The 20847-nt window shown below is 64.8% G+C and carries 22 protein-coding genes; 14 read left to right on the plus strand and 8 right to left on the minus strand.

Annotation, left to right across the window (positions count from 1 at the left end; genetic code table 11):
- Positions 1-9: 9 nt before the first annotated feature.
- The 4 genes from J7655_RS00980 to J7655_RS00995 are packed head-to-tail and all read left to right on the plus strand — an operon-like array spanning position 10 to position 4216.
- Positions 10-312, plus strand: a complete 303-nt coding sequence (locus J7655_RS00980) for a PepSY domain-containing protein (protein ID WP_074859864.1) — start codon at positions 10-12, stop codon at positions 310-312.
- A gap of 10 nt (positions 313-322) precedes the next feature.
- A complete protein-coding gene (locus J7655_RS00985) occupies positions 323-1600 on the plus strand; it encodes a sialidase family protein (RefSeq protein WP_230926169.1) in 1278 nt (425 codons plus the stop codon).
- A complete protein-coding gene (locus tag J7655_RS00990) occupies positions 1593-2183 on the plus strand; it encodes a hypothetical protein (RefSeq protein WP_230926170.1) in 591 nt (196 codons plus the stop codon). The genes J7655_RS00985 and J7655_RS00990 overlap by 8 nt, the downstream gene beginning before the upstream one ends.
- Positions 2180-4216, plus strand: a complete 2037-nt coding sequence (locus J7655_RS00995) for an LTA synthase family protein (protein WP_230926171.1) — start codon at positions 2180-2182, stop codon at positions 4214-4216. The genes J7655_RS00990 and J7655_RS00995 overlap by 4 nt, the downstream gene beginning before the upstream one ends.
- 308 nt (positions 4217-4524) lie before the next feature.
- Here the strand turns inward: J7655_RS00995 and J7655_RS01000 are convergent, their stop codons facing one another.
- From J7655_RS01000 to adhP, 3 genes are all read right to left on the minus strand, one after another.
- The gene (locus J7655_RS01000; RefSeq protein ID WP_230926172.1) at positions 4525-5517 is read right to left on the minus strand and encodes an AraC family transcriptional regulator; all 993 of its coding nucleotides are present in this window, start codon (positions 5515-5517) and stop codon (positions 4525-4527) included.
- A gap of 81 nt (positions 5518-5598) precedes the next feature.
- A complete protein-coding gene (locus J7655_RS01005; RefSeq protein ID WP_230926173.1) occupies positions 5599-6393 on the minus strand; it encodes a hypothetical protein in 795 nt (264 codons plus the stop codon).
- Between the two features lie 119 nt (positions 6394-6512).
- A complete protein-coding gene (gene adhP / locus J7655_RS01010; RefSeq protein ID WP_230926174.1) occupies positions 6513-7535 on the minus strand; it encodes an alcohol dehydrogenase AdhP in 1023 nt (340 codons plus the stop codon).
- Positions 7536-7811: 276 nt separating this feature from the next.
- Between adhP and purE the strand changes: the two genes are divergently transcribed.
- The 6 genes from purE (at position 7812) to J7655_RS01040 (ending at position 11607) form a co-directional block, all read left to right on the plus strand.
- A complete protein-coding gene (purE, locus tag J7655_RS01015) occupies positions 7812-8303 on the plus strand; it encodes a 5-(carboxyamino)imidazole ribonucleotide mutase (RefSeq protein ID WP_230926175.1) in 492 nt (163 codons plus the stop codon).
- On the plus strand, positions 8303-9388 hold the full coding sequence (locus J7655_RS01020) for a 5-(carboxyamino)imidazole ribonucleotide synthase (protein ID WP_230926176.1): 1086 nt from the start codon (positions 8303-8305) through the stop codon (positions 9386-9388). Before purE ends, J7655_RS01020 begins: the two co-directional genes overlap by 1 nt.
- Positions 9389-9444: 56 nt before the next feature.
- Positions 9445-10212, plus strand: coding sequence for a substrate-binding periplasmic protein (locus J7655_RS01025; protein WP_230926177.1), 768 nt, complete (start codon positions 9445-9447; stop codon positions 10210-10212).
- 62 nt (positions 10213-10274) lie between these two features.
- Positions 10275-10520 carry a GlsB/YeaQ/YmgE family stress response membrane protein gene (locus J7655_RS01030; protein ID WP_230926178.1) on the plus strand — a complete coding sequence of 82 codons (246 nt, stop codon included), beginning with the start codon at positions 10275-10277 and terminating at the stop codon, positions 10518-10520.
- 64 nt (positions 10521-10584) lie between these two features.
- Positions 10585-11121: a DUF3299 domain-containing protein gene (locus J7655_RS01035; RefSeq protein ID WP_230926179.1), complete on the plus strand. Its 537-nt coding sequence runs from the start codon at positions 10585-10587 to the stop codon at positions 11119-11121.
- A gap of 18 nt (positions 11122-11139) precedes the next feature.
- Positions 11140-11607: an FAD/FMN-containing dehydrogenase gene (locus tag J7655_RS01040; protein WP_230926180.1), complete on the plus strand. Its 468-nt coding sequence runs from the start codon at positions 11140-11142 to the stop codon at positions 11605-11607.
- A gap of 170 nt (positions 11608-11777) precedes the next feature.
- On the opposite strand, the gene J7655_RS01045 is transcribed toward J7655_RS01040, so the two are convergent.
- Entirely contained in the window at positions 11778-13166 is a 1389-nt protein-coding gene (locus J7655_RS01045) for an L-serine ammonia-lyase (protein ID WP_230926181.1), read from the minus strand.
- A 182-nt stretch (positions 13167-13348) separates the two neighbouring features.
- Here J7655_RS01045 and J7655_RS01050 point away from each other — a divergent pair, with 182 nt between their 5' ends.
- On the plus strand, positions 13349-14251 hold the full coding sequence (locus J7655_RS01050) for a LysR family transcriptional regulator (RefSeq protein ID WP_230926182.1): 903 nt from the start codon (positions 13349-13351) through the stop codon (positions 14249-14251).
- A 204-nt stretch (positions 14252-14455) separates the two neighbouring features.
- On the opposite strand, the gene J7655_RS01055 is transcribed toward J7655_RS01050, so the two are convergent.
- The 4 genes from J7655_RS01055 to folE2 all read right to left on the minus strand — a co-directional run bounded on the left by J7655_RS01055 (position 14456) and on the right by folE2 (position 18329).
- Entirely contained in the window at positions 14456-14617 is a 162-nt protein-coding gene (locus J7655_RS01055) for a DUF2986 domain-containing protein (protein WP_017676211.1), read from the minus strand.
- Between the two features lie 60 nt (positions 14618-14677).
- The gene (locus J7655_RS01060) at positions 14678-15385 is read right to left on the minus strand and encodes a 3'-5' exonuclease (protein WP_230926183.1); all 708 of its coding nucleotides are present in this window, start codon (positions 15383-15385) and stop codon (positions 14678-14680) included.
- A complete protein-coding gene (locus tag J7655_RS01065) occupies positions 15382-17301 on the minus strand; it encodes a DUF294 nucleotidyltransferase-like domain-containing protein (RefSeq protein ID WP_230926184.1) in 1920 nt (639 codons plus the stop codon). The genes J7655_RS01060 and J7655_RS01065 overlap by 4 nt, the downstream gene beginning before the upstream one ends.
- Before the next feature lie 137 nt (positions 17302-17438).
- Positions 17439-18329, minus strand: coding sequence for a GTP cyclohydrolase FolE2 (gene folE2 / locus J7655_RS01070; protein WP_230926185.1), 891 nt, complete (start codon positions 18327-18329; stop codon positions 17439-17441).
- A 71-nt stretch (positions 18330-18400) separates the two neighbouring features.
- Here folE2 and dksA point away from each other — a divergent pair, with 71 nt between their 5' ends.
- Genes dksA through J7655_RS01085 form a run of 3 tightly spaced genes read left to right on the plus strand, consistent with a single transcriptional unit; the run spans position 18401 to position 20691 of the window.
- Positions 18401-18823, plus strand: a complete 423-nt coding sequence (dksA, locus tag J7655_RS01075) for an RNA polymerase-binding protein DksA (protein WP_230926186.1) — start codon at positions 18401-18403, stop codon at positions 18821-18823.
- Between the two features lie 15 nt (positions 18824-18838).
- Positions 18839-20047 (plus strand): zinc metallochaperone GTPase ZigA, encoded by a 1209-nt coding sequence (gene zigA, locus J7655_RS01080; RefSeq protein WP_230926187.1) that lies wholly within the window; start codon positions 18839-18841, stop codon positions 20045-20047.
- Entirely contained in the window at positions 20047-20691 is a 645-nt protein-coding gene (locus tag J7655_RS01085) for a DUF1826 domain-containing protein (protein WP_230926188.1), read from the plus strand. Before zigA ends, J7655_RS01085 begins: the two co-directional genes overlap by 1 nt.
- Positions 20692-20847 lie beyond the last annotated feature (156 nt).

Below are 20847 nucleotides of genomic sequence, written 5' to 3' on the forward strand. Positions count from 1 at the left end.
GAATCTGCCATGCCCCGTTTAGCCCGAGCCGTACTGGGCAGCCTGCTGATGCTGTGCGCCACACCGTTACTGGCCGATACCGAATGCGCCCGCCCTGATCGCAGCGCCTGGATGCCCGAATCGCAGTTCCGCGAGCAGATGAAGCGCCAGGGCGTGCAGATCACCAAGTTCCGCATCACTCCCGGTAATTGCTACGAGATCTATGGCTTCGACCGTGAGGGTCGCAAGCTGGAAATCTATTACGATCCGGTCGATGCCCAGCCTGTAGAAGACGTGGCCAGCGCACAGCTGGCATTGCCCCGACATCCCTGAATCCGCGACCATGGCCTCAACCTTCAAGACCTGCGCCCTGCTGTTGGGCGCTGCCTCCGTGTTCGCCTACGCCTGGCTCGCCGGCAGCTCGCACGAATTGGCGCCCTTTGCCCGCGCCCCCGCGCTGCCGGGCAATACGACACCCGCCATGGCGGCACATTTTGCCTCCTCCGATCTGGAGGATTTCGTTCATTCCGCCTCCATCACCGACCTGCCTGGCGGTGATCTGATGGCGGTCTGGTTCGCCGGCACACGCGAAGGCGCCGCCGATGTGCAGATCCGCGCCGCACGCTTCGATGCCGTCAGTGGCCAGTGGAGCGCCGAGCGCGTGCTGGCCAGCCGCGAGTCGACCCAGCGGGCCGTGGGCAAGCACATCCGCAAGTTGGGCAACCCGGTGATCAGCCTGGCACCGGACAATCGCCTGTGGCTGTTCTACGTCTCGGTGTCGATTGGCGGCTGGGCCGGCAGTGCGGTCAACGCCATGGTGTCCGATGATTTCGGGGTCACCTGGTCGACGCCCCGGCAACTGGTCACCAGCCCATTCCTCAACATCAGCACCCTGGTACGTGCCACCCCCGTGTTCCATGCCGACGGCAGCATCGGTTTGCCGGTGTATCACGAGTTTCTCGGCAAGTTTCCCGAGTACCTGCACCTGAGCGCGAACGGTGAAGTGCTGGGCAAGCACCGTATCGGCAAGGGCCGCTACTCGCTGCAGCCCACCGTAGTGGCGCTGGACGACAAGCGTGCCGTGGCCCTCTTGCGTTATGCCGGCGAGGAGCACCATCGCGTGCTGGCCAGCTACAGCGAAGATGCCGGGCGCAACTGGAGCCAGCCCGAGCCGGTGGAACCGAGCAACCCCAACTCTTCGCTGGCGGCGGTCGGTCGCCCGGACGGCAGCCTGCTGGTGGCGATGAATGACCTTGAAGACGGGCGCTTTCGCCTGACGCTCTATGCCACCGACGCCAACCTGAGCAACTGGCGTAACCTGGGTGAGCTCGACGAAAGCCCCAACCCCTGGGGCGAGCCGATCACGCGGGACGAATTTCCCGCCGTGGTCAGTGAGAAATACCTGGCCAGCGGCGGCAAGCCCGAGCAGCAGGCGACTTTCCTCGAGCGGGTGACCGCGCGCATGTGCAGCGACGACGGTTGTTCCTTCGACTACGAATATCCCTACTTCGTCCGTGATCGCGAGGGTGCCTATCACCTGGTCTATTCGTGGAACGACATGTTCATCAAGCACCTGACCTTCAACGAGGCCTGGGTCTCGGAGCGCCACCCGCATGACTGATTTCTGGCTGCCACACCTGGCCTTTACCCTGTTGCTGTTCCTGATCTTCACCCGGCTGGCGCGTACTGCCCTGCAGCGCGGCATCCTGCTGGCGGGCTGCCTGCTGCTCAGCCTGCTGCCGGTGCAGGGCATCAGCCTGGCGCTGCAGTTGCGTACCTATATCGGCGATCTGTCGGTGGCCAGCCTGGTGCTGCTGGGCTGGGCGACCCTGAGCCGCTTTGGCCTGGCGCCTGCCAGCTCGCGTGATCGGCTGGCCAGCCTGGCGCTGTTCGCCGGTCTGGCCGTGCTGCTCTATCCGGCAGCACTCGGCCTGAGCTATGCCGACCCCTACCAGCTGGGCTTCGAACCCCGGCCGATGCTGCTGGTGCTGGGCTTGCTGTGCGCGGTGCTGATCGTCCAGCGCAGCTGGCTCGGCGCCCTGGCGCTGGTGCTGGCAACCCTGGCCTTCGCCCTGCGCCTGGGCGCCTCGGAAAATTACTGGGACTACCTGATCGACCCCTACCTGGCCCTCTATAGCCTGGGTGCGCTGCTGAGTGCCGCTGTGCGCTGGCTGCTGGCCCGACCGACAAGGAAACTCGCATGAGCTGGCTGAAATCCCGCCGCCTGCATTACCTGGCAGGCCTGACGGTACTGCTGTTCGTCCTCTTCGCCGCCCTGCGCATGCTGTTCCTGCTGGGCTTTTCCGCTGTCGACAGCATCAGCGACCCGGACGTGTTGCCCACGCTTGGCATCGGCCTGCGCTTCGACCTGCGCCTGGCCCTGCTGCTGATGCTGCCGGTCGGCATTCTGCTGGCGCTGCCCAAGCTGCGCCTGGCGCGTTTTCGTGCCATGCGCTGGCTGCTGCGCGGTTACCTGGTGTTGGCCGTGGCGGCACTGGGCCTGCTGTACATCATCGACTTCGGCCACTATGCCTACCTGGGCGTGCGCCTCAACGCCACGGTGCTGCGCTTTGCCGGCGACGCGCAGATCTCCGCCGGCATGCTCTGGCAGACCTACCCGGTGCTGTGGATAACCCTGGCCTGGCTGGCCGGTGTAGCGCTGTCGGCCTGGGCGCTGCTGCGCCTGGAGCGCGCGACCCTGGACCGGCCGCAGGCTCAGCAGGTCGGTGTGTTGCCGGCCCTCGGCGGTGCGGCAGTGGTCGGTGTGCTGGTGTTCTTCGGCCTGCTCGGCCGCGCCAGCGCGCTGAACCTGGAGAACCCGGTGCCGCTGCGCTGGAGCGATGCCTTCTACAGCGGTAACAGTCAGGTCGGTGCGCTCGGGATCAATCCGGCGCTGTTTCTCTTCGACACCCTCAAGCTGGAGCCTGCCGCCTTCGACGAAGCCGCCACGCGCGAGCATTACGAGGTGGTGGCCGATTACCTGGGCGTCAGCGAGCGTGATGCGCAGGGGTTGAATTTCTTCCGTCATCAGCCTGTGCAGGCGCACCGCATCCAGACCGAGCGCCAGCCCAACGTGGTCTTCGTCATGCTCGAATCGCTCGGCACCAGCGCCGTGGGTGCCTACGGCAACCCGCTGAACCCGACGCCGAATCTGGATCGTCTGGCTCAGGAAAGCTGGTTCTTCCGTCACTTCTACGTGCCGGTCACCGGCACCGCCAAGACGGTGTGGGCGAGCATCACCGGCATCCCTGACGTGTCGCGCCAGGAGACCGCCACGCGCAACCCGCTGATCGCCCGCCAGCGCACGCTGATCAACGCGCTCGACGGCTACGAGAAGTTCTACATGATCGGCGGCAACGCCGGCTGGGCCAACATCAATGCGTTGATCCGCCAGAGCATCGACGGCGTGCAACTCTATGAAGAGCGTGACTGGCAGTCGCCCCAGGTGGACGTGTGGGGTATCTCCGACCTGGATTTCTTCAAGGAAAGCACGCGCATTCTCGGCGCTCTGCCCAAGGACAAGCCGTTCTTCGCCTACCTGCAGACCTCCGGCAACCACCGGCCCTTCACCATTCCCAAGGATAACGACGGTTTCGAGGCGCTCGACCTGCCGCTGGAACAGGTGCAGCAGGCCGGCTCGCGCAGCGTCGAGCAGTACAACGCGGTGCGCCTGCTGGACTTCAACATCGGCCGCCTGATGGAGCTGGCCAAGGAGCAGGGCTTCTACGACGACACCATTTTCGTCTTCTTCGGCGACCACAACACCCGCATCAGTCAGATCCCGCACATGGCGCCGGCCTTCGAGCAGCTGGGGCTGGAGAGCAACAACGTGCCGCTGCTGATCCACGCGCCGAAATGGCTGGCGCCGCGCGAGTTCGATGCGGCCGTGGGCCTGGCTGACCTGCTGCCGACCGTGGCCGGCATGGTCGGCGTGCCCTTCGACAACGGCGGCCTTGGTCGCGACCTGCAACTGCCGGCGCCGGAAGGCGAGCGTGTTGTGCCGCTGGTGTTGCAGGAAGGTACCTTCCCGGTGATCGGCGCAGTAACCCGAGATTTTCTCGTGCAGATGCAGCACGACGGCAGCTCGCCAACCCTGCACGACCTGCACTCGCCGACCCCGCGTGACAACGTGGCCGCGCAGCACCCGCAAGAGTTCCAGCGCCTGCTGGCGCTGAGCCGGGGCCTGCATGAAGCCGCGCGGCTGCAGATGTATCGCAACGTGCAGGCGGAGGAATGAGGATCACAGCTTCCGCGTAGGGTAGGAGTCGCTTCAGCGACGAGCCTTTATCGTGATGATCGCCGGTAGCCCGGATGTAATCCGGGGAAAGGTGACGGTCATTCCCCAATACTGTCCGATAAGAAGCGGTGGAAACGCGATCAGTCCCCTCGCCCCTCCGGGGAGAGGGTTAGGGAGAGGGGGAAATTGGCGGTTCCGCTGCGTTCCAACCCTCTCCCCCAGCCCCTCTCCCATAAATGGGAGAGGGGAGCTAAGCGTGTGCCGCCTTAAATGAAGAGCATTACGGATATTCCCGCATTACATCCGAGCTACGCGCGAAAGCGACTTGGCGGCACGCCGCTCCAGCGCTGAAAGGCATGACGGAAGCTGGCGGTTTCGCTGAAGCCGAGCACCTCGGCGATGCGGTACACCGGCCATTGCGCATCATTGAGCAACGCCTTGGCGCGCTCGAAGCGCAGCTCGTCGAGCAAGCCCTGGTAGCTGGTGCCCAGCTCCTGCAGATGACGGCGCAGGGTGCGCGGCGAGCAGTGCATCTGCTGCGCCAGGTTCTCCAGCCCCGGCGGTTCGGCCAGTTGCGCGGCGAGTAACTGACGCACCCGCTCCAGCCAGGCCTGACGGCTGCTGAACTCGGCATTCAGACGGCGGCAGCGCTCCACCATGTCACCGTGGGTCACGCTGTCGGCCAGCGGCAGGCGCTGTTCCAGCAACGCGGCGGGAAAGGCAAAGGCATTGCGCTGCGCCGTGAAGCGCAGCGGGCAGGGAAAACTCTGTGCATAGCGCGCGACGTAGTCTGGCCGGGCGTAGGTGAACTCGGCGCTCGCCAGGGGCAGCGGCTGGCGCAGCAGTTCGTCGCCGATCAGTTTCAGCGACGCCAGGCACATCTCCACGTTGAACACTTCCAGCGCCTCGGCATCGCGGTAACCGCTGGCGCTGATCCAGGCCCACTCGCCTTCCACCTGCAGCTCGAGACGAAAATAGGTGCCGAGCAGTGCCGGGTACTGCAGCAGCAGGCGCCAGGCGTCACCAAAGGTGGCAGCCGACAGCGCGGCGTAACCGAGCAGCCCGTAGGAGGAAACATGCAGGCTGCGCCCCAGTTCGAGGCCCAGGTCGGCGCGCAAGGTCAGAGCATTGGCACAGACTTGCAGCTCCTGCACCCGGGTGATGCGCGCGTCGGCATTGTCCAGGTCAGCCGCAGCAATGCCGCTTCCGGCCAGCAGTTGCGGGTGTAGCTCGGGCTGCTCGGCAAAGCGCTGGAGGATCAGGGACACCACATGCAGGGTGGTCAGTGGGGCGTGCAGCATGATGCGTTCCGTAAGCGTGATCAGGCAAAGGAACGCAAGAAATATGCCGCGAGACGGCGGGCCGTAGCCCGCCCGAGAGGATCAGCGATTACGCAGAATGGCGTTGATGAAGTCGCCCTGATTCGGTTCGTCCTTGAGGGTGGTGAACTGCAGTTGGCCGTCCTGCTCGCGCAACTTCATGCTCTCGCCGAAACGGCAGTCGACACCCTTGAGGGTCTTGGCCTCAGCCTTGTAGCGGTCGTCCTTGTCACACAGGTAGGCCATCTGGTTGACCACTTCACCGCAGAAACTCGGCACGCTGAGGCCGATCAGTTGCTCATCGGACATCGCGCTCCAGTCCACCTTGGTGCTCAGCGGGGTGGCGCAGGCCTTGGAGGCTTCGCCGTCGATCTCCTGCAGGCGCGCGCTGTAATCGGCAACACGCTGCTTGCGGTCGAAGGCGGCGAGGCGCGCCTGCAGGCCATCCTTCTCCTGCTTCTGGTAAATCGCCAGGAGATCCTTCGGCTTCAGCGCCTTGGTCTTGTCCTCGTCGTAGCTGAGCTCGAAGCCCTGGGTGTTCGGCAGGTTGAGCTGGTAGCTCTCGCCGCTCCAGGCGCGGCGCTTGTTCAGCAGGTTGTAGTCGCGGCCATCGAGACGGATGCCATAGTCGCGCTGCTCGTTGCCCAGCTCGCGGACGTTGGTCAGGAACACCACTTCGTCGAGCGGGTGGTTGATGCCGCGAACCTGTACCAGTGCCTGTTTGCCATCGGCAGTGGGCGCGATGGCCAGGCTCACGCCCTGGCCGGCATCGAAGACCTGCGGATGCTTGGCCAGATCCAGTGCAGCGGCTTGAAGAGAGAGCAGGGAGAGAGCAACGAGCGAAACGTACTGTTTCATGACGACACGTCCTTGTACGGATGAAGAGGCGCACAGTATAGCCAGCCGTCTGGCGGCGATCTGTGCGCCCGTCGGCGTCCGTTCTGTAGGAAAGTTGCCAATCCGTGGCCCCTGTCGCATTAGAACTGCAGCACCACGCGCCCCTCGATCTGCCCGCCGCGCATTTGCTCGAAGATGCCATTGATGTTGTCCAGGCTGTCGCTGTGCACCGTGGCCTTGACCAGGCCTTCGCCGGCAAAATCCAGCGCCTCCTGCAAATCGGCGCGGGTGCCGACGATGGAGCCGGTGATCGTGATGGCCTTGAGCACCACGTCGAAAATCGGCGTGGGGAAGTCACCCGGCGGCAAGCCCACCAGCGCCACCGTACCGTGCCGGCGCGCCATGCCGATGGCCTGGCCAAAGGCGGCGTTGGATACGGCCGTGACCAGTACGCCATGGGCGCCACCGATATCGCGTTGCACCACCTCGGCCGGATTTTCCTTGCGCGCGTTGATGGTCAGGCTGGCGCCAAGCTTGCGCGCCAGCTCCAGTTTGGCGTCGTCGACATCCACCGCGATGACGTGCAGGCCCATGGCGCGGGCGTATTGCACGGCGACGTGGCCGAGGCCGCCGATACCGGAGATGGCCACCCACTGGCCGGGGCGTGCCCCGGTTTCCTTGAGGCCCTTGTACACCGTTACACCGGCGCAAAGGATCGGCGCAATTTCCAGAAAATCGACGTTTTTCGGCAGGATACCGACATAGTTCGGGTCTGCCAGCACGTATTCGGCGTAGCCACCGTTGATCGAATAACCGGTGTTCTGCTGGCTCTCGCACAGGGTTTCCCAGCCGGTCAGGCAGTGCTCGCAGCAGCCGCAGGCGGTGTACAGCCAGGGCACGCCGACGCGGTCGCCTTCCTTCACCCGGGTCACGCCACTGCCGACCGCCGCCACGTAGCCAACGCTCTCGTGACCGGGGATGAACGGCAGACTCGGTTTCACCGGCCAGTCACCCTCGGCGGCGTGCAGGTCGGTATGGCACACGCCCGAGGCCTCGATTTTCACCAGAATCTGCCCGGGGCCGGGCAGTGGGGTGTTCACCTCCTCGATACGCAACGGCTGCCCGAAGGCGTGGACGACGGCGGCTTTCATGGTCGGGTTCATGGGCTGTTCCTCTTCCCTGCGATTGTCAGGCCAGTGTGCGTGCGTAGCCCGCGCCTACATTGCTCCAGAGCAAGGTTTAGGCGTTTTTGCCGCATGGTCACGGCCGGCGTGACAAACGGTCATCGCCACTGCCCGCCAGCGGCGGCTTTGCGTTATACTGCGCGGCCTTCGGCCGGCAGCACCCGGCCAACGAATCATGACAAGCCACGCTGGCCCGCCCGCGTGGCTTGTTGGTTTTTGACGCGCCGCGAGGCGCCCGAGAGAAGAGGCACGACGATGAGCGCACTGGTTGGCGTGATCATGGGCTCCAAGTCCGATTGGTTCACCCTTAGCCACACCGCCGAGATGCTGGACAAGCTGGGCATTCCCCACGAGGTCAAGGTGGTTTCTGCCCACCGCACCCCGGACCTGTTGTTCCAGTACGCCGAAGAGGCCGAAGCCCGTGGCATCCAGGTGATCATCGCCGGTGCCGGTGGCGCCGCTCACCTGCCGGGCATGTGCGCGGCCAAGACCCATCTGCCGGTGCTTGGCGTACCGGTGCAGTCGTCCATGCTCTCGGGCGTCGACTCGCTGCTGTCGATCGTGCAGATGCCGGCCGGCGTTCCGGTCGCCACCCTGGCCATCGGCAAGGCCGGCGCGGTCAATGCCGCCCTGCTCGCCGCCAGCATCCTAGGTCACCAGCACCCGCAGTTTCACGCGGCGCTGAAGCAGTTCCGCGAGGAGCAGACCAACACCGTGCTGGAAAATCCGGACCCGAGGGCGCAGTAATGAAGATCGGCGTGATCGGTGGCGGCCAGCTGGGCCGCATGATGGCCCTGGCAGGTACGCCGCTGGGCATGAACTTCGCCTTCCTCGACCCGGCGCCAGACGCCTGCGCCCAGGCGCTCGGCGAGCATATCCGCGCCGATTACGGCGATCAGGATCACCTGCGCCACCTGGCCGACGAAGTCGATCTGGTCACCTTCGAGTTCGAGAGCGTGCCGGCCGAGACCGTGGCCTTCCTCTCGCAGTTCGTGCCGGTCTACCCGAGCGCGGAAGCCCTGCGCATCGCCCGTGACCGCTGGTTCGAAAAATCCATGTTCCGCGAGCTGGGCATTCCCACCCCCGAGTTCGCCGATATCCAGTCGCAGGCCGACCTCGACGCCGCAGTAGCCAGCATCGGCCTGCCGGCGGTGATGAAGACCCGCACCCTGGGCTACGACGGCAAGGGCCAGAAGGTCCTGCGCAAGCCGGAAGACGTCACCGGCGCCTTCGCCGAGCTGGGCAGCGTGCCGTGCATCCTCGAAGGCTTCGTGCCCTTCACTGGCGAGGTGTCGCTGATCGCCGTGCGCGCCCGTGACGGCGAAACCCGTTTCTACCCGCTGGTGCACAACACCCATGACAGCGGCATCCTCGCCCTGTCCATCGCCAGCACCGATCACCCGCTGCAGGCGCTGGCCGAGGACTACGTCGGTCGCGTGCTGGACCGACTCGACTACGTCGGCGTGCTGGCCTTCGAATTCTTCGAAGTCGACGGTGGCCTCAAGGCTAACGAGATCGCCCCGCGCGTGCACAACTCCGGGCACTGGACCATCGAAGGTGCCGAGTGCAGCCAGTTCGAGAACCACCTGCGCGCCGTCGCCGGCCTGCCGCTGGGTTCCACCGCCAAGCTGGGCGAGAGCGCGATGCTCAACTTCATTGGTGCAGTACCGCCGGTGGAGCAGGTGATCAGCATCGCCGACTGCCATCTGCACCACTACGGCAAGGCCTTCAAGGCCGGGCGCAAGGTCGGGCATGCCACGCTTCGCAGTGCTGATCGCGCCAGTCTGGATGTTGCAATCAAGGCCGTGCAGGCATTGATCGCACAAGGCTGAGCCGGCATTTTGCGACTACGCTCTTGAATGATGGCAGTCATTCAAGAGCGTCCCGCATGAAGTACCTGTCTGCCTTGCTGCCCCTGATATTCGCGCTGACCTGCAACGCGGCGGACGACGTACTACGCGTCGATTTCCGCGAGCGTACGCCAGAGATGCGCGTGGTTGACGGCTTGCCCAGCGGGCCGCTGGTCAGCGTGCTGGAAACCGCTGCCCAGCGTGTCGGTGTCGAGCTGCACTGGCGCCAGGCACCCTTCCTGCGCAGCCTCGACGATCTGCGCTCCGGGCGCATCGACCTGGTGCCGCGTGTGCTCATGACCGAGAAGCGCCGCGAATACATCCACTACCTGCCCAGCATCGGCAATCAGCCGTTGCATGTGCGCTTCGTCGTGCGCCCCGGGCAGGAAGCGCGGCTGAGCCGTTACGAGGATCTGTACGAGCTGGCCTTGGGGGTCAAGCGTGGTACGGCGTATTTCGAGCCGTTCGATAGCGACGGCCTGCTCGGGCGCGTCTACGCCAGCGACGATGAACAGTTGGCGGGCATGTTTCGCGCGGGGCGCCTCGATACCATTGCCGTGCTCGACCGCATTCCCATGGAAGCGCAATTCAGGGCAATGGGGTTTCGCGACTACAGCTATGCCCGGTACGTTCATCAGCAAACACTGGGCAACCACTTCGGCGCCTCGCTCAAGCGCTACCGGAGCGACCGCCGAGCGTTGTATGACCGCCTGGGTGCCGAATTGGAGCGCATGCGCGAGACGGGTGAAGTCGCACTGATTTACCGCCGCTATGAAGTGCTGCCGCCCGATGAGGCGAACCGATAGCCGCATCGACCTGTCTCATGTCGGGCCTGCTGCACGAGCAGCACTCATCAGGAGATACGCCAATGGGCATTATCGGCACCCTTTTCATCGGTCTGATCGTTGGTCTGATCGCACGCTTTCTCAAACCCGGTGATGACAGCATGGGCTGGATCATGACCATCCTGCTCGGCATCGGTGGCTCCATCGCCGCTACCTACGGTGGTCAGGCGCTGGGCATCTACCAGGCCGGGCAGGCCGCCGGCTTTATCGGCGCAGTGATCGGCGCCATCGTTCTGCTGGTAATCTACGGCGCGATCAAGAAGGGCTGACCCGCCCGTCTCAGGGGCCGAACTGTCGGCCCCTCGTATACGCCGTCATGAGATGCCATCCCCCATGCGCCACCTGCTGCTTGCCCTGCTACTGTTCACCGGTCTGGCCCACGCCGAATTGCCGGAAACCGACTGGCTCGACCTGATGCCGCCCGAAGACCGCAAGGCGCTCGAAGAGATGCCCGAGATCAGCCACGACAGCCCGGAAGGTGACAGCACCTTCTACGGCGAGGGCGGCCTGCGCCAGCAGGATCAGGATCTGCCGGCCGTGATGTATTCCGCCAAGACCGTGGCCGAACTCGATGGCAAGGCCATCCGCCTGGGCGGCTACCCGGTACCGCTGGAAAACGACGCGAAAGGCAACAGCACCCTGTTCTTCCTGGTGCCCTATCCGGGCGCCTGCATCCACGTGCCGCCACCGCCGCCTAATCAACTGGTGCTGGTGCGCTACCCCAAGGGCATCGCCATCGACGATATCTACGCCCCGCTGTGGGTCAGTGGCGAACTGAAGGTAGAGCAGGTCAGCAACGACCTGGCCGACGCCGCCTATGCCATGGACGCAGGCGAAGTGCGCCTGGTAACTGACGAAGACCTTTACTGAGCGCACCGGAGTTCACCCATGAAAGCTGCAGCCCTGTTATTGCTCTGCCTGCTGTCCACCGCTGCGCTCGCTCTGGAGCCCGGCGAGCGTCTGGCATCCTGGACGCTGCTGGATCAGTTCGACGCGCCTTATACCCTCAACGACGAGACCCGTATCCTGCTGGTCGCCCGCGACATGGACGGTGCCAAGCGGGTCAATGCTGCTCTGCAGGGCAAGCCGAAGGGCTACCTGGACGAGCGCCAGGCGGTGTTCCTCGCCGACGTCAGCCGCATGCCTGGCGTGATCGCCACGCTCTTCGCCCTGCCGAAGATGCGCGACTACAACTACCGCATCCTCCTCGACCGCGACGCACGTATCGCGCCGCGCTACCCGGCAGGCGAGGGGGAGGTGTTGTGGTTGCAACTCGATGGTCTGCAGATCGTCGCGCAGCAGGTCTTCACTCGCGCAGACGATCTGCGGCAAGCCCTGGAGGGGCAGGTGCCATGAAGAGCTGGCAGGCCACCAACCTGCGTAGGCGCCCCGCCCCTACGCCTTCGCAGCGGCGACGTTTGACTGACAGGCATCAGGGGGCTTTCAGCGTCCGATCATCGCTTCCCACATGAAAACGCCGCGAACCTGCACAGGTTCGCGGCGTTTTCACATCCAGCAATGGAGCATCAGCACTCGATGATGTTCACCGCCAGGCCGCCACGGGCGGTTTCCTTGTACTTGGTCAGCATGTCGGCGCCGGTTTCGCGCATGGTCTTGATCACCTTGTCCAGGCTGACGTAGTGCGAGCCGTCGCCGTACAGCGCCATGCGCGCGGCGTTGATGGCTTTCACCGAAGCGATGGCGTTGCGCTCGATGCAGGGGATCTGCACCAGGCCGCCGACCGGGTCGCAGGTCAGGCCCAGGTGGTGCTCCATGCCGATTTCGGCGGCGTTCTCGACCTGCTCCGGGGTGCCGCCGAGCACCGCGCATAGCGCCCCGGCGGCCATCGAACAGGCCACGCCGACTTCACCCTGGCAGCCGACTTCAGCGCCGCTGATCGAGGCATTTTCCTTGTAGAGGATGCCGATGGCGCCGGCAGTCAGCAGAAAATCGATGATGCCGCGCTCGCTGGCGCCGGAAATGGCGTTGGCGTAGTAGTGCAGCACCGCCGGAATGATGCCGGCGGCGCCGTTGGTCGGCGCGGTCACCACGCGTCCCCCGGCGGCGTTCTCCTCGTTCACCGCCAGTGCCCAGAGGTTGACCCAGTCGAGCATGCGCAGCGGGTCTTCCAGGTAACTACGCTGGAAGCCGCCCAACTTGCGCGCCAGAATCGCCGCGCGGCGGCGCACCTTGAAGCCGCCAGCGAGAATGCCCTCGGTGCGGCAGCCTCGCTCCACGCAGGCCTGCATCACCTTCCAGATCTCCAGCAGGCCGGCTTCGGTCTCTTCGTCGTTGCGCCAGTGGCGTTCGTTACGGCGCATGATTTCGGCGATGCCAATGCCGTGTTCGCGGCTCAGGCGCAGCAGATCGGCGCCACTGCGAAACGGCAGCGGCAGGCTGGTGGCGTCCGGGGCGATGACCTTGTGCTTGGAGCCGTCGGCGAGAATCGCCTCGCTGACCACGAAACCGCCGCCCACCGAGTAATAGGTGGCCTCGTGCAGCTGTATGCCGGCGGCGTCGAAGGCGGCGAAGCGCAGGCCGTTGGCGTGCAGTGGCAGCGCCTTGCGGAACATCTTCAGATCGGCTTTCTCGTCGAAAGCCACGGCATGCTTGCCGGCCAGGACGATACGCTTGTCGCGGCGGATGGCCTCGATGTACTCGGGCACTTGATCGACGTTGACCGTATCTGGCTCATGGCCGCTGAGGCCGAGCAACACTGCCTTGTCACTGCCGTGGCCCTTGCCGGTGGCGCCCAGCGAACCATATAGCTCGGCGGCGACGCGGGTCACCTGCGGCATATGGCCGTGGTTTTCCAGCGCGTGGGTGAACAGTGCGGCCGCGCGCATCGGGCCGACGGTGTGGGAGCTGGAGGGGCCGATACCGACTTTGAACAGGTCGAAAACGCTGATAGCCATGGCGAGATTCTTCTTCTGTGGGCACGGCTGAAAACCGGGTTTCAGCGATGCCTGTATGTGGGTGAACCACGCGCCCGGTTCAGCGCGTGTGGATATCTCTATCTAAGGCCGGCCATATCATTATGTATACTGATTTATTTTTAACCTATTCGTTAGCGATCCTTAACTATTGAGAGCGCGCCATGGACATCACCCGTCTGCGCACCCTGCGTGAACTGGCGCGCTGCCGCACCATGGCGGCGGCTGCCGAGTCGCTGCACCTGACGCCTTCGGCCGTCTCACAGCAGGTGGCCCAGCTCGAACGCGAGGCGGACATGGCTTTGATCGAGCGACGCGGGCGCGGCGTGGTGCTCACCCCGGCTGGCGAGCGCCTGGTGGCGCATGCCGAACGCATTCTCATGGTGCTCGACGAAGCGCGCTCGGAGCTGGCGCTGCTGCGCGGGGAAATCGCCGGTGAATTGCGCGTGGCCGCCTTCCCCTCGATTGCCGTGGCGGTGATCGCGCAAACCGTGCGTGCGCTACGCAGCGCCTACCCGCGGCTGAACGTGGTGGTATTGGAGCTGGAGCCGCAGGAAAGCCTCAGTGCCCTCGGCGCCTGGCAGATCGACGTGGCGGTGATCGACGACCTGGCCGTGCAGCCCGACGAGAACCGCGAACACTACGCGCTGATTCCCCTGACTCAGGATCAGTTGCACGTCCTGCTACCCATCGACCATGCCCTGGCGCGGCGTGACAGCCTGACCATCGCCGAGCTGCGCGACGAAGCCTGGGCGCTGGACTCCACCGGCAGCTCGTTCGGCGAATTCATCACCAACCTGTGCCGGCGCTCGGGCTATGCGCCGCGTATCAACGCCCACTGCGCCGGCTTCGAGATGGTTGCGGCCATGGTCGCCTCTGGCAACTCCATCTCCATCGTCTCCGGCCTGCGTCTGGTGCGACCGCTACCCGGCGTCACCGCTGTGCCGCTGCTGCCGGACATCCAGCGCGGCGTCTTTCTCGCCTACCGCAAGGGCGAGCGCGATCACCCGGCAGTGAACGTGTTTCTCGACGAGGCGGTGTACACCGCCGACAAAGTCCTCGGCTAACGCCATCTCGCCGGGTAGGAACGGCTGGGCGGCAGTCCGCTTTAGCCGCGATGTTTTGGCTCTTTATGCCGATGGTACCCACGCTCTGCGTGGGCACCTCTTTTCGAGACGCTCTGCGTCGGCGGACTCTGCCTAAACTGCGACGGGACGCAGAGCGTCCTGGGCTGCGTTCCCACGCGGAGCGTGGGAACGATCAACCGACTTCTACTCAGCGGGCGTGACGGGCTCTTGAGCCGCTTCAGCTTCCAACTTCGCCCTGTCGGCTTTGCTGATGTACTTGGGTTTGTTGCTTTTAGGCGCGAGCTTGGCATTGGCCTTTTTTGCGTGGGCTTCGAGCAGTTGTTTGATCTTCTTGCGGCGATTCATGGGCGGGTGTCTGCTTGTCCTGGTTCAGTGGTACCAACGGGTTGCGTGGGAGGTTGGCGTTCAGCTCCAGAGCGCGCCAATCGGTGTATTCGCCGGATAGTGACTCGCCACCTGCGCCTGCAGCAACTCTCCACAAGCCAGCGCGTCGGTCAGCGCATGGTGCGCCGAGTACAGCGGCAGACCGTAGCGCAGGCGGCTGTCGGCCAGGCGGATGGAGATGGGTTCACGGCCGCGCAGGCGCTCCCACCAGCTTACGGTGCGCTTGGGGTGCAGGCGGGCTTCCAGTTCCATGGTGTCGATGATGGGGAAGATCAGCCCTTCGCCCAGGTGCTGGCGCACGGCCTGGTCGAGGAAGCTGCGCTCGATGTTGCGGTAGTGCGCCACCACCACCTTGCCCGCCAGGGCTTCGAGCAACTCGTCCAGCACACTGGCCAGGCGCGGGGCGTGGCGGATGTCGCTGTGGGTGATGTGGTGAAAGGTGACCGATTCGGCACTCAGCTCGCTGGTGGGTTTGACCACCCAGTAACGGGCCTCGGCGCAGCGGATGCGTTGCAGGTTCAGCGGTACCAGGCCAAGGCTGACGATGGCATGTTCACGCGGGTCGAGGCCGGTGGTCTCCACGTCCAGGGCGACCAGCGGCGCATCCTCCAGCGGGGTGTCGGCGGCTATGCAACCGGCGCGGTAATAGGCGCGCAGGCGTTCGTCCTGGCTGCTGGTGGCACGTTCAGCAAAGAGCTGCGGCCAGTCCTGATTCTGATACATGGTCATTGCGGGCGAGGCAGGGGCTGGGCCGGGTAGCGGAAACGCAGGAATTTCTGGGCGTTGCTCACTACCTGGAAGGCTTCCTTGAGGTGGTGGCGTTCGCTGGAGCTGAACTGTTCCGGCTCGATGTAGTTGCTCGGCGCGTTGTCGGCCTCGACTTCACGGGCCTGGTGGCGCACGCGCACCAGGCTGAGGAACTCGAAGGCATAGCGCAGGTGCTCCAGTGCCTCTTTGGGCAGCAGTTTGGTGGCAGCGATGGCGTCGAGACGATCCAGCGAGTTCTGTGCCTTGGAACCACAGGCCAGGGCGTGTACGCGGATCAGGTCGGTAAGCGGCGCAGTACCGCGGCCCTTGAGGTTGATGATGTTGCGGTGGCGGCCGTCGGTTTCCATCACGAAGGTGCGGAAGAAGCCCAGCGGCGGCGTGCGGTTGAGCGCGTTACGTGCCAGTGCGGCGAGGAAAGCGGGGCTGGCGCTGGCTTTTGCGGCGAGCAGATCCTTGAGGTTCTCCACCAGTTCGGTTTCGCCGTAGAGGCCGTCGAGGTCGAAGAAGATGCTGGCGTTGAGCAGGGTTTGCGGGTTGGGCCGCTCGATCCATTCGCTGAAGTATTGTCGCCACACCTTCAGCGGCTGTCGCCACTTGGGGTTGGTGGCCATGATGCCGCCTTTGCAGTAGCTGTAGCCACAAGCGGCCAGACCGTCGCTGACGAACTGCGCCAGTTCGGCGAAGTAGGCGTCGTGTTCGTCGGCATCGAAGCGGTCGTCGAGCACCAGGGCGTTGTCCTGGTCGGTGAGCAGCAGTTGCTCGTCGCGGGCCATGGAGCCGGCGACCATGAAGCAGTAGGGTACCGGTGGCGGGCCGAGCTTCTGTTCGGCCAATTCCAGCAGGCGCTGACTGAAGGCGCGGCCGATGCCGCTCATGGCGCTGCCGACCATATGTGCGCTGGCGTCGTCGGCGACCATGCGCACGAAAGTGGCATGTAGATCCGGCAGCAGGCTCTTGAGCCCCTCCACCGAGGTCTTGTTGAAGATGCTGTTGACCAGATACAGGCTGCTGCGCGACTCGTAGCGGATGATGTCGGCCAGCGCCACCACGCCCACCGGGCGGCGGCGATGCAGCACCGGCAGGTGGTGGATGTTGTTGCGCAGCATGCACAGCATGGCCTCGAACACCGAGTCGTCGGCCTGCAGGGTGATGGGGTTGGGCGTCATGATCTGGCTGACCGGGGTGTCGCTGGGCAGGCCGGCGGCGACCACGCGGGTGCGCAGGTCGCGGTCGGTGAGGATGCCGGCCATCACTTGGGTCTGTTGCTCGGTCACGTCCACCTGGTGCGGGTCGGGCCAGCGCGTGCCGGGATCGACGACGATGACCGAGGACACACTGTGCTCGGTCATCACCTGCGCCACCTGCTGGATCGGCGTATCCAGCGGCACGCTGACCGCACCACGCGAGATCAGCTTGCGCACCTTGATCTTCATCAACTCGCTGGCTTTGCCGTGGCTGTCTTCCAGCGCGGACTTGAGCCGTGACTGACCTTCGGCCTCGACGAAGTCGGCGAAGCTGTCGAACTGCTCGCAGAGCTGATGGAACAGCGCGCCGGGGATGAAGTAGATCAGGCTGTCTTCGATCGCGGTGGCACCCAGCCGTACCTTGTTGCCGCGCAGCAGGCCGGCCTGGCCGAAGATGTCGCCCTCGGTGAGGCGGTTGTGCAGTTCGCCGCCACGCCGGTGGATTTCCACCGCGCCGCTGCGCACGTAATGCAGCTCGTGGATCGGCGCACCGACGGCGAGGATTTCGCTACCGGCCTTGAAGTAGCCCACCTGCACCTGGCGGGCGATCTCGTCGAGAGTTTGTTCCGGCAGGTTGTCGAAGGGGGCGTAGCGATTCAGGTGGTCGCGGATCTCGATCAGTTCGATCTGCATGCGGTGTCCTTTACAGCGTGGGCGTCTATCTAAGCACAGACGCCGCCGGCTTTGCCCGGTTCCAGGCCGATCAAGCAGCCGCTCCGGGAATGGCCGTTACCCGTTCAGGATAGCCACAGCGCCCACCGCATGCCTGTTCAACACCAATTCCAGCAGCTTTCGGCCACCGCGTCGTGGGCGTGCAGGCTTTCCGCGTGGACGACCTTGAGGCGGAAGGCGCTGGCCTGCGGCAACTGGCGCAGGGCGCGGTGCAAACGGCGTGCGGCGTCTTCGCAGAACATCAGGTTCTGTCCGTTGGCGAGGGAGAAAGCCTGTTCGTCGGCGCGCTTCACTGCCGTCTGCACCGGTGTGCCGAGGGCCTGTTCGGCGCTGTCGATCAGTGCCAACACGGGCAGGTCGACGCAGCCTGGCGCCAGGCGCAGTTGCAGGGTCGCCGTGCTGCGCTGGCTGTGCGGTGTGGCGAGGATGCCCTGGGTCGAGCCGAGCCAGTCGAGCACGCTCGAGTAATCCACCTGCTGGTCGGGAAAGTCCCAGGCGAAGCGTTGCTGGATCAGCTGCCGTGCCAGTGCGGCAGAGCAAGGGCAGGTGGACGAGTAGCTGACCTCGACCTGCAGCTCGATGTTCACTCCCCGGCCATCCTGCCGGGCGTGCAATTCGAAGGGGTAGCCCTTCCAACCACTCAACGGGCTGACCAGCGCCGGACGCTTGAGTGGTACCTCGCCGCGCAGAGTCAGGGTGGCGCTGTCGGACAGCTCCTGGTGACTGCTCAGGCAGTCGTCCAGCACCTGCAACACCGCCGGCACGTTCAATGGCTGATGCACCAGCCGCTGCGCCGCCAGGTATAGGCGCGACATGTGGATGCCGCGCGCGCCGGCATCGTCGAGGCTCACGCCGATATCGACGCTGGCGGTCACGACGGCGTCCGCCAGACGAATGGGCAGGGCGATGCCGGCCATGCCGACCCAGTCCAGCGGCAGCTCATGGTGGGTGGCTTGGGCGGCAATATCCGGCAGAGGCTGTTCGTTCATCGCAAATCCGTGAGTAGCGGTCAGAAATAAATGTTATGTTATAACGATTAAAACAAGCTAGCCGATTTGCCATGACCCTGACCGCGACCACCGAAGCCGAGCTGCTGGCCCAGCCAGCCAATGACTACATGAACGATGCCCAACAGCAGTTCTTTCGCGAGCTGCTGCTGACTCAGCGAGCCGAGTTGCAGGCGCGTATCGAGGAGGAATTCACCGAGCTGCGCCAGCCTGAGATCAGCAGCGACGTGGCCGACATCGGTGCCGCCGAGGAGCAGCGCCAGTGGCAGCTGCGCCTGCTGGAGCGGGAGAAGAAGCTGTTGGACAAGATCGACCAGGCGCTCCAACGCCTGGCGCGTGGTGAATACGGCTGGTGCGCCGAGACCGGTGAACCGATTGGCCTGAAACGCCTCTTGCTGCGCCCGACTGCGACCCTGTGCATCGAAGCCAAGGAGCGTCAGGAGCAGCGCGAAAAACATCAGCGTGACCGTGAGTGAACGAGGAACACCCCCATGAATCAGCGTCTACCCGTTACCGTGCTGTCCGGCTTTCTCGGTGCCGGCAAGAGCACATTGCTCAACCATGTGCTGAAGAACCGCGAAGGCCGCAAGGTCGCGGTGATCGTCAACGACATGAGCGAAATCAATATTGACGGCAGCGAAGTGCAGCGCGACGTCAGCCTCAATCGCGCCGAAGAGAAACTGGTGGAGATGAGCAACGGCTGCATCTGCTGCACTCTGCGTGAAGACTTGCTCGAGGAGGTCGCCCGCCTGGCCAGAGACGGCCGCTTCGACTATCTGCTGATCGAGTCCACCGGCATCAGCGAGCCGCTGCCGGTGGCCGAGACCTTCACCTTCCGCGACGAACAGGGGCGCAGCCTGTCCGACCTGGCGCGGCTCGATACCATGGTCACGGTGGTCGACGGGGTGAACTTCCTGCGCGATTTCCATGAGGCCGAGAGCCTGGCCAGCCGTGGCGAAACACTGGGCGAAGAAGACGAACGCTCGATCACCGACCTGCTGATCGAGCAGGTGGAGTTCGCCGACGTCATCCTGATCAGCAAGATCGACCTGATCAGCCAGGCCGAGCGCGAGGAGCTGATGGCCATCCTCCGTGGCCTCAACACCCATGCCGAGATCCAGGCCATGAGCATGGGCCAGATCGCTTTGGACACGATCCTTGACACCGGCCGTTTCGATTTCGAGCGCGCCTCGCAGGCGCCGGGTTGGCTCAAGGAGCTGCGCGGCGAGCACGTGCCGGAAACCGAGGAATACGGCATCGCCTCCAGCGCCTACCGCGCGCGCCGGCCCTTCCATCCGCAGCGCTTCTTCGACTTCCTCTCACAGGAATGGACGAATGGCCGCCTGCTGCGCTCCAAGGGCTTCTTCTGGCTGGCCAGTAAATATCAGGAGGCCGGCAGTTGGTCGCAGGCTGGCGGCTTGATGCGCCATGGCCTGGCCGGACGCTGGTGGCGCTTCGTGCCCAAGCAGCATTGGCCGCAGGACGAGGAAGGCCTGCGTGAGGTCATGAAGCACTGGAGCGCCGAAGTGGGCGACTGCCGCCAGGAGCTGGTGTTCATCGGTCAGAACATCGACTTTGGCCGCCTGGTGCGCGAGCTAGACGACTGCCTGCTCACCGATGCGGAGATGGCCGGCGGCCCGGAGGCCTGGCGCCTGCTCGCTGACCCCTTCGGCCCCTGGCAACAGCAGGAGGCCGCCTGATGTACGCGCTCAAACTGCCGCCCGCGCCGCGTCAGGTGCTGGGCGAAGACATGCAGGTGCTCACCGACGTACTGCATGACGGCGTCAATCTGGCCGTCTGGCAGCGTCTCCTGCCGGCACAGATCGCCGACTTCGCCGACGCGCTACTGGCGCAAGGTGAGCCGCTGGCGCAGTCCATCACCCTGGAGCTGCCGCGTGCCGGCAGCGAGCCGAACCTCGATGGCCTGGTGGCGCAGTACGCCGATCTGCCGGGCCAGACGGCCTTTCTCGCCGACGTTGCCTGGCTGGTGCGGGCCTACGCCTGCCTGCTCGACGCGCAGCGCATCGGCCTGCGCCTGCGCGCGCTGGACAAGGCCATGTGCCCGCGTTTTCACGTCGACCACGTGCCGGTGCGGCTGATCACCAGCTATGCCGGTGTCGGCAGCGACTGGCTGGAGGAGAGCGCGATGCCGCGCAGCAAGCTCGGTCAACCGGGCGCCGAGCCGCAGGACGAGGTGTTGATCCAGCATCTCGACGCCGGCCATGTGGCGCTGGCCAAGGGCGAGAAATGGCAGGGTAACGAAGGGCGTGGATTGATTCACCGTTCGCCGCAGCTGCCAGCGGGTGAGCGACGCTTGTTGTTGACCCTGGATTGGCTGGCCTGAGCCGCGCGAAACCGTAGTTGCGTAGGGTGCGCTGTGCGCACCGCGAACACCGAGGCGCTTGCTGGTGCGCACAGCCTAGGCGGCCCCGCGACACCCTACGGATAGCGGCAAGCCCTTAAAAAATAGGCCGGAGCGACTGCCCCGGCCTTAAGCACC

The organism is Pseudomonas wenzhouensis, assembly GCF_021029445.1.
Classification (GTDB): domain Bacteria; phylum Pseudomonadota; class Gammaproteobacteria; order Pseudomonadales; family Pseudomonadaceae; genus Aquipseudomonas; species Aquipseudomonas wenzhouensis.

Bases quoted from the DNA above. Each gene is read 5' to 3' on its own strand.
- J7655_RS01060 (WP_230926183.1), bottom strand. From the start codon at position 15,385: ATGACCATGTATCAGAATCAGGACTGGCCGCAGCTCTTTGCTGAACGT.
- J7655_RS01085 (WP_230926188.1), top strand. From the start codon at position 20,047: ATGTACGCGCTCAAACTGCCGCCCGCGCCGCGTCAGGTGCTGGGCGAA.
- purE (WP_230926175.1), top strand. From the start codon at position 7,812: ATGAGCGCACTGGTTGGCGTGATCATGGGCTCCAAGTCCGATTGGTTC.
- J7655_RS01025 (WP_230926177.1), top strand. From the start codon at position 9,445: ATGAAGTACCTGTCTGCCTTGCTGCCCCTGATATTCGCGCTGACCTGC.
- adhP (WP_230926174.1), bottom strand. From the start codon at position 7,535: ATGAACCCGACCATGAAAGCCGCCGTCGTCCACGCCTTCGGGCAGCCG.
- J7655_RS01000 (WP_230926172.1), bottom strand. From the start codon at position 5,517: ATGCTGCACGCCCCACTGACCACCCTGCATGTGGTGTCCCTGATCCTC.
- J7655_RS01030 (WP_230926178.1), top strand. From the start codon at position 10,275: ATGGGCATTATCGGCACCCTTTTCATCGGTCTGATCGTTGGTCTGATC.
- dksA (WP_230926186.1), top strand. From the start codon at position 18,401: ATGACCCTGACCGCGACCACCGAAGCCGAGCTGCTGGCCCAGCCAGCC.
- J7655_RS01065 (WP_230926184.1), bottom strand. From the start codon at position 17,301: ATGCAGATCGAACTGATCGAGATCCGCGACCACCTGAATCGCTACGCC.
- J7655_RS01050 (WP_230926182.1), top strand. From the start codon at position 13,349: ATGGACATCACCCGTCTGCGCACCCTGCGTGAACTGGCGCGCTGCCGC.
- J7655_RS01035 (WP_230926179.1), top strand. From the start codon at position 10,585: ATGCGCCACCTGCTGCTTGCCCTGCTACTGTTCACCGGTCTGGCCCAC.
- folE2 (WP_230926185.1), bottom strand. From the start codon at position 18,329: ATGAACGAACAGCCTCTGCCGGATATTGCCGCCCAAGCCACCCACCAT.
- J7655_RS00985 (WP_230926169.1), top strand. From the start codon at position 323: ATGGCCTCAACCTTCAAGACCTGCGCCCTGCTGTTGGGCGCTGCCTCC.
- J7655_RS00995 (WP_230926171.1), top strand. From the start codon at position 2,180: ATGAGCTGGCTGAAATCCCGCCGCCTGCATTACCTGGCAGGCCTGACG.
- J7655_RS01020 (WP_230926176.1), top strand. From the start codon at position 8,303: ATGAAGATCGGCGTGATCGGTGGCGGCCAGCTGGGCCGCATGATGGCC.
- J7655_RS01040 (WP_230926180.1), top strand. From the start codon at position 11,140: ATGAAAGCTGCAGCCCTGTTATTGCTCTGCCTGCTGTCCACCGCTGCG.
- J7655_RS00980 (WP_074859864.1), top strand. From the start codon at position 10: ATGCCCCGTTTAGCCCGAGCCGTACTGGGCAGCCTGCTGATGCTGTGC.
- J7655_RS01005 (WP_230926173.1), bottom strand. From the start codon at position 6,393: ATGAAACAGTACGTTTCGCTCGTTGCTCTCTCCCTGCTCTCTCTTCAA.
- J7655_RS00990 (WP_230926170.1), top strand. From the start codon at position 1,593: ATGACTGATTTCTGGCTGCCACACCTGGCCTTTACCCTGTTGCTGTTC.
- J7655_RS01055 (WP_017676211.1), bottom strand. From the start codon at position 14,617: ATGAATCGCCGCAAGAAGATCAAACAACTGCTCGAAGCCCACGCAAAA.
- zigA (WP_230926187.1), top strand. From the start codon at position 18,839: ATGAATCAGCGTCTACCCGTTACCGTGCTGTCCGGCTTTCTCGGTGCC.
- J7655_RS01045 (WP_230926181.1), bottom strand. From the start codon at position 13,166: ATGGCTATCAGCGTTTTCGACCTGTTCAAAGTCGGTATCGGCCCCTCC.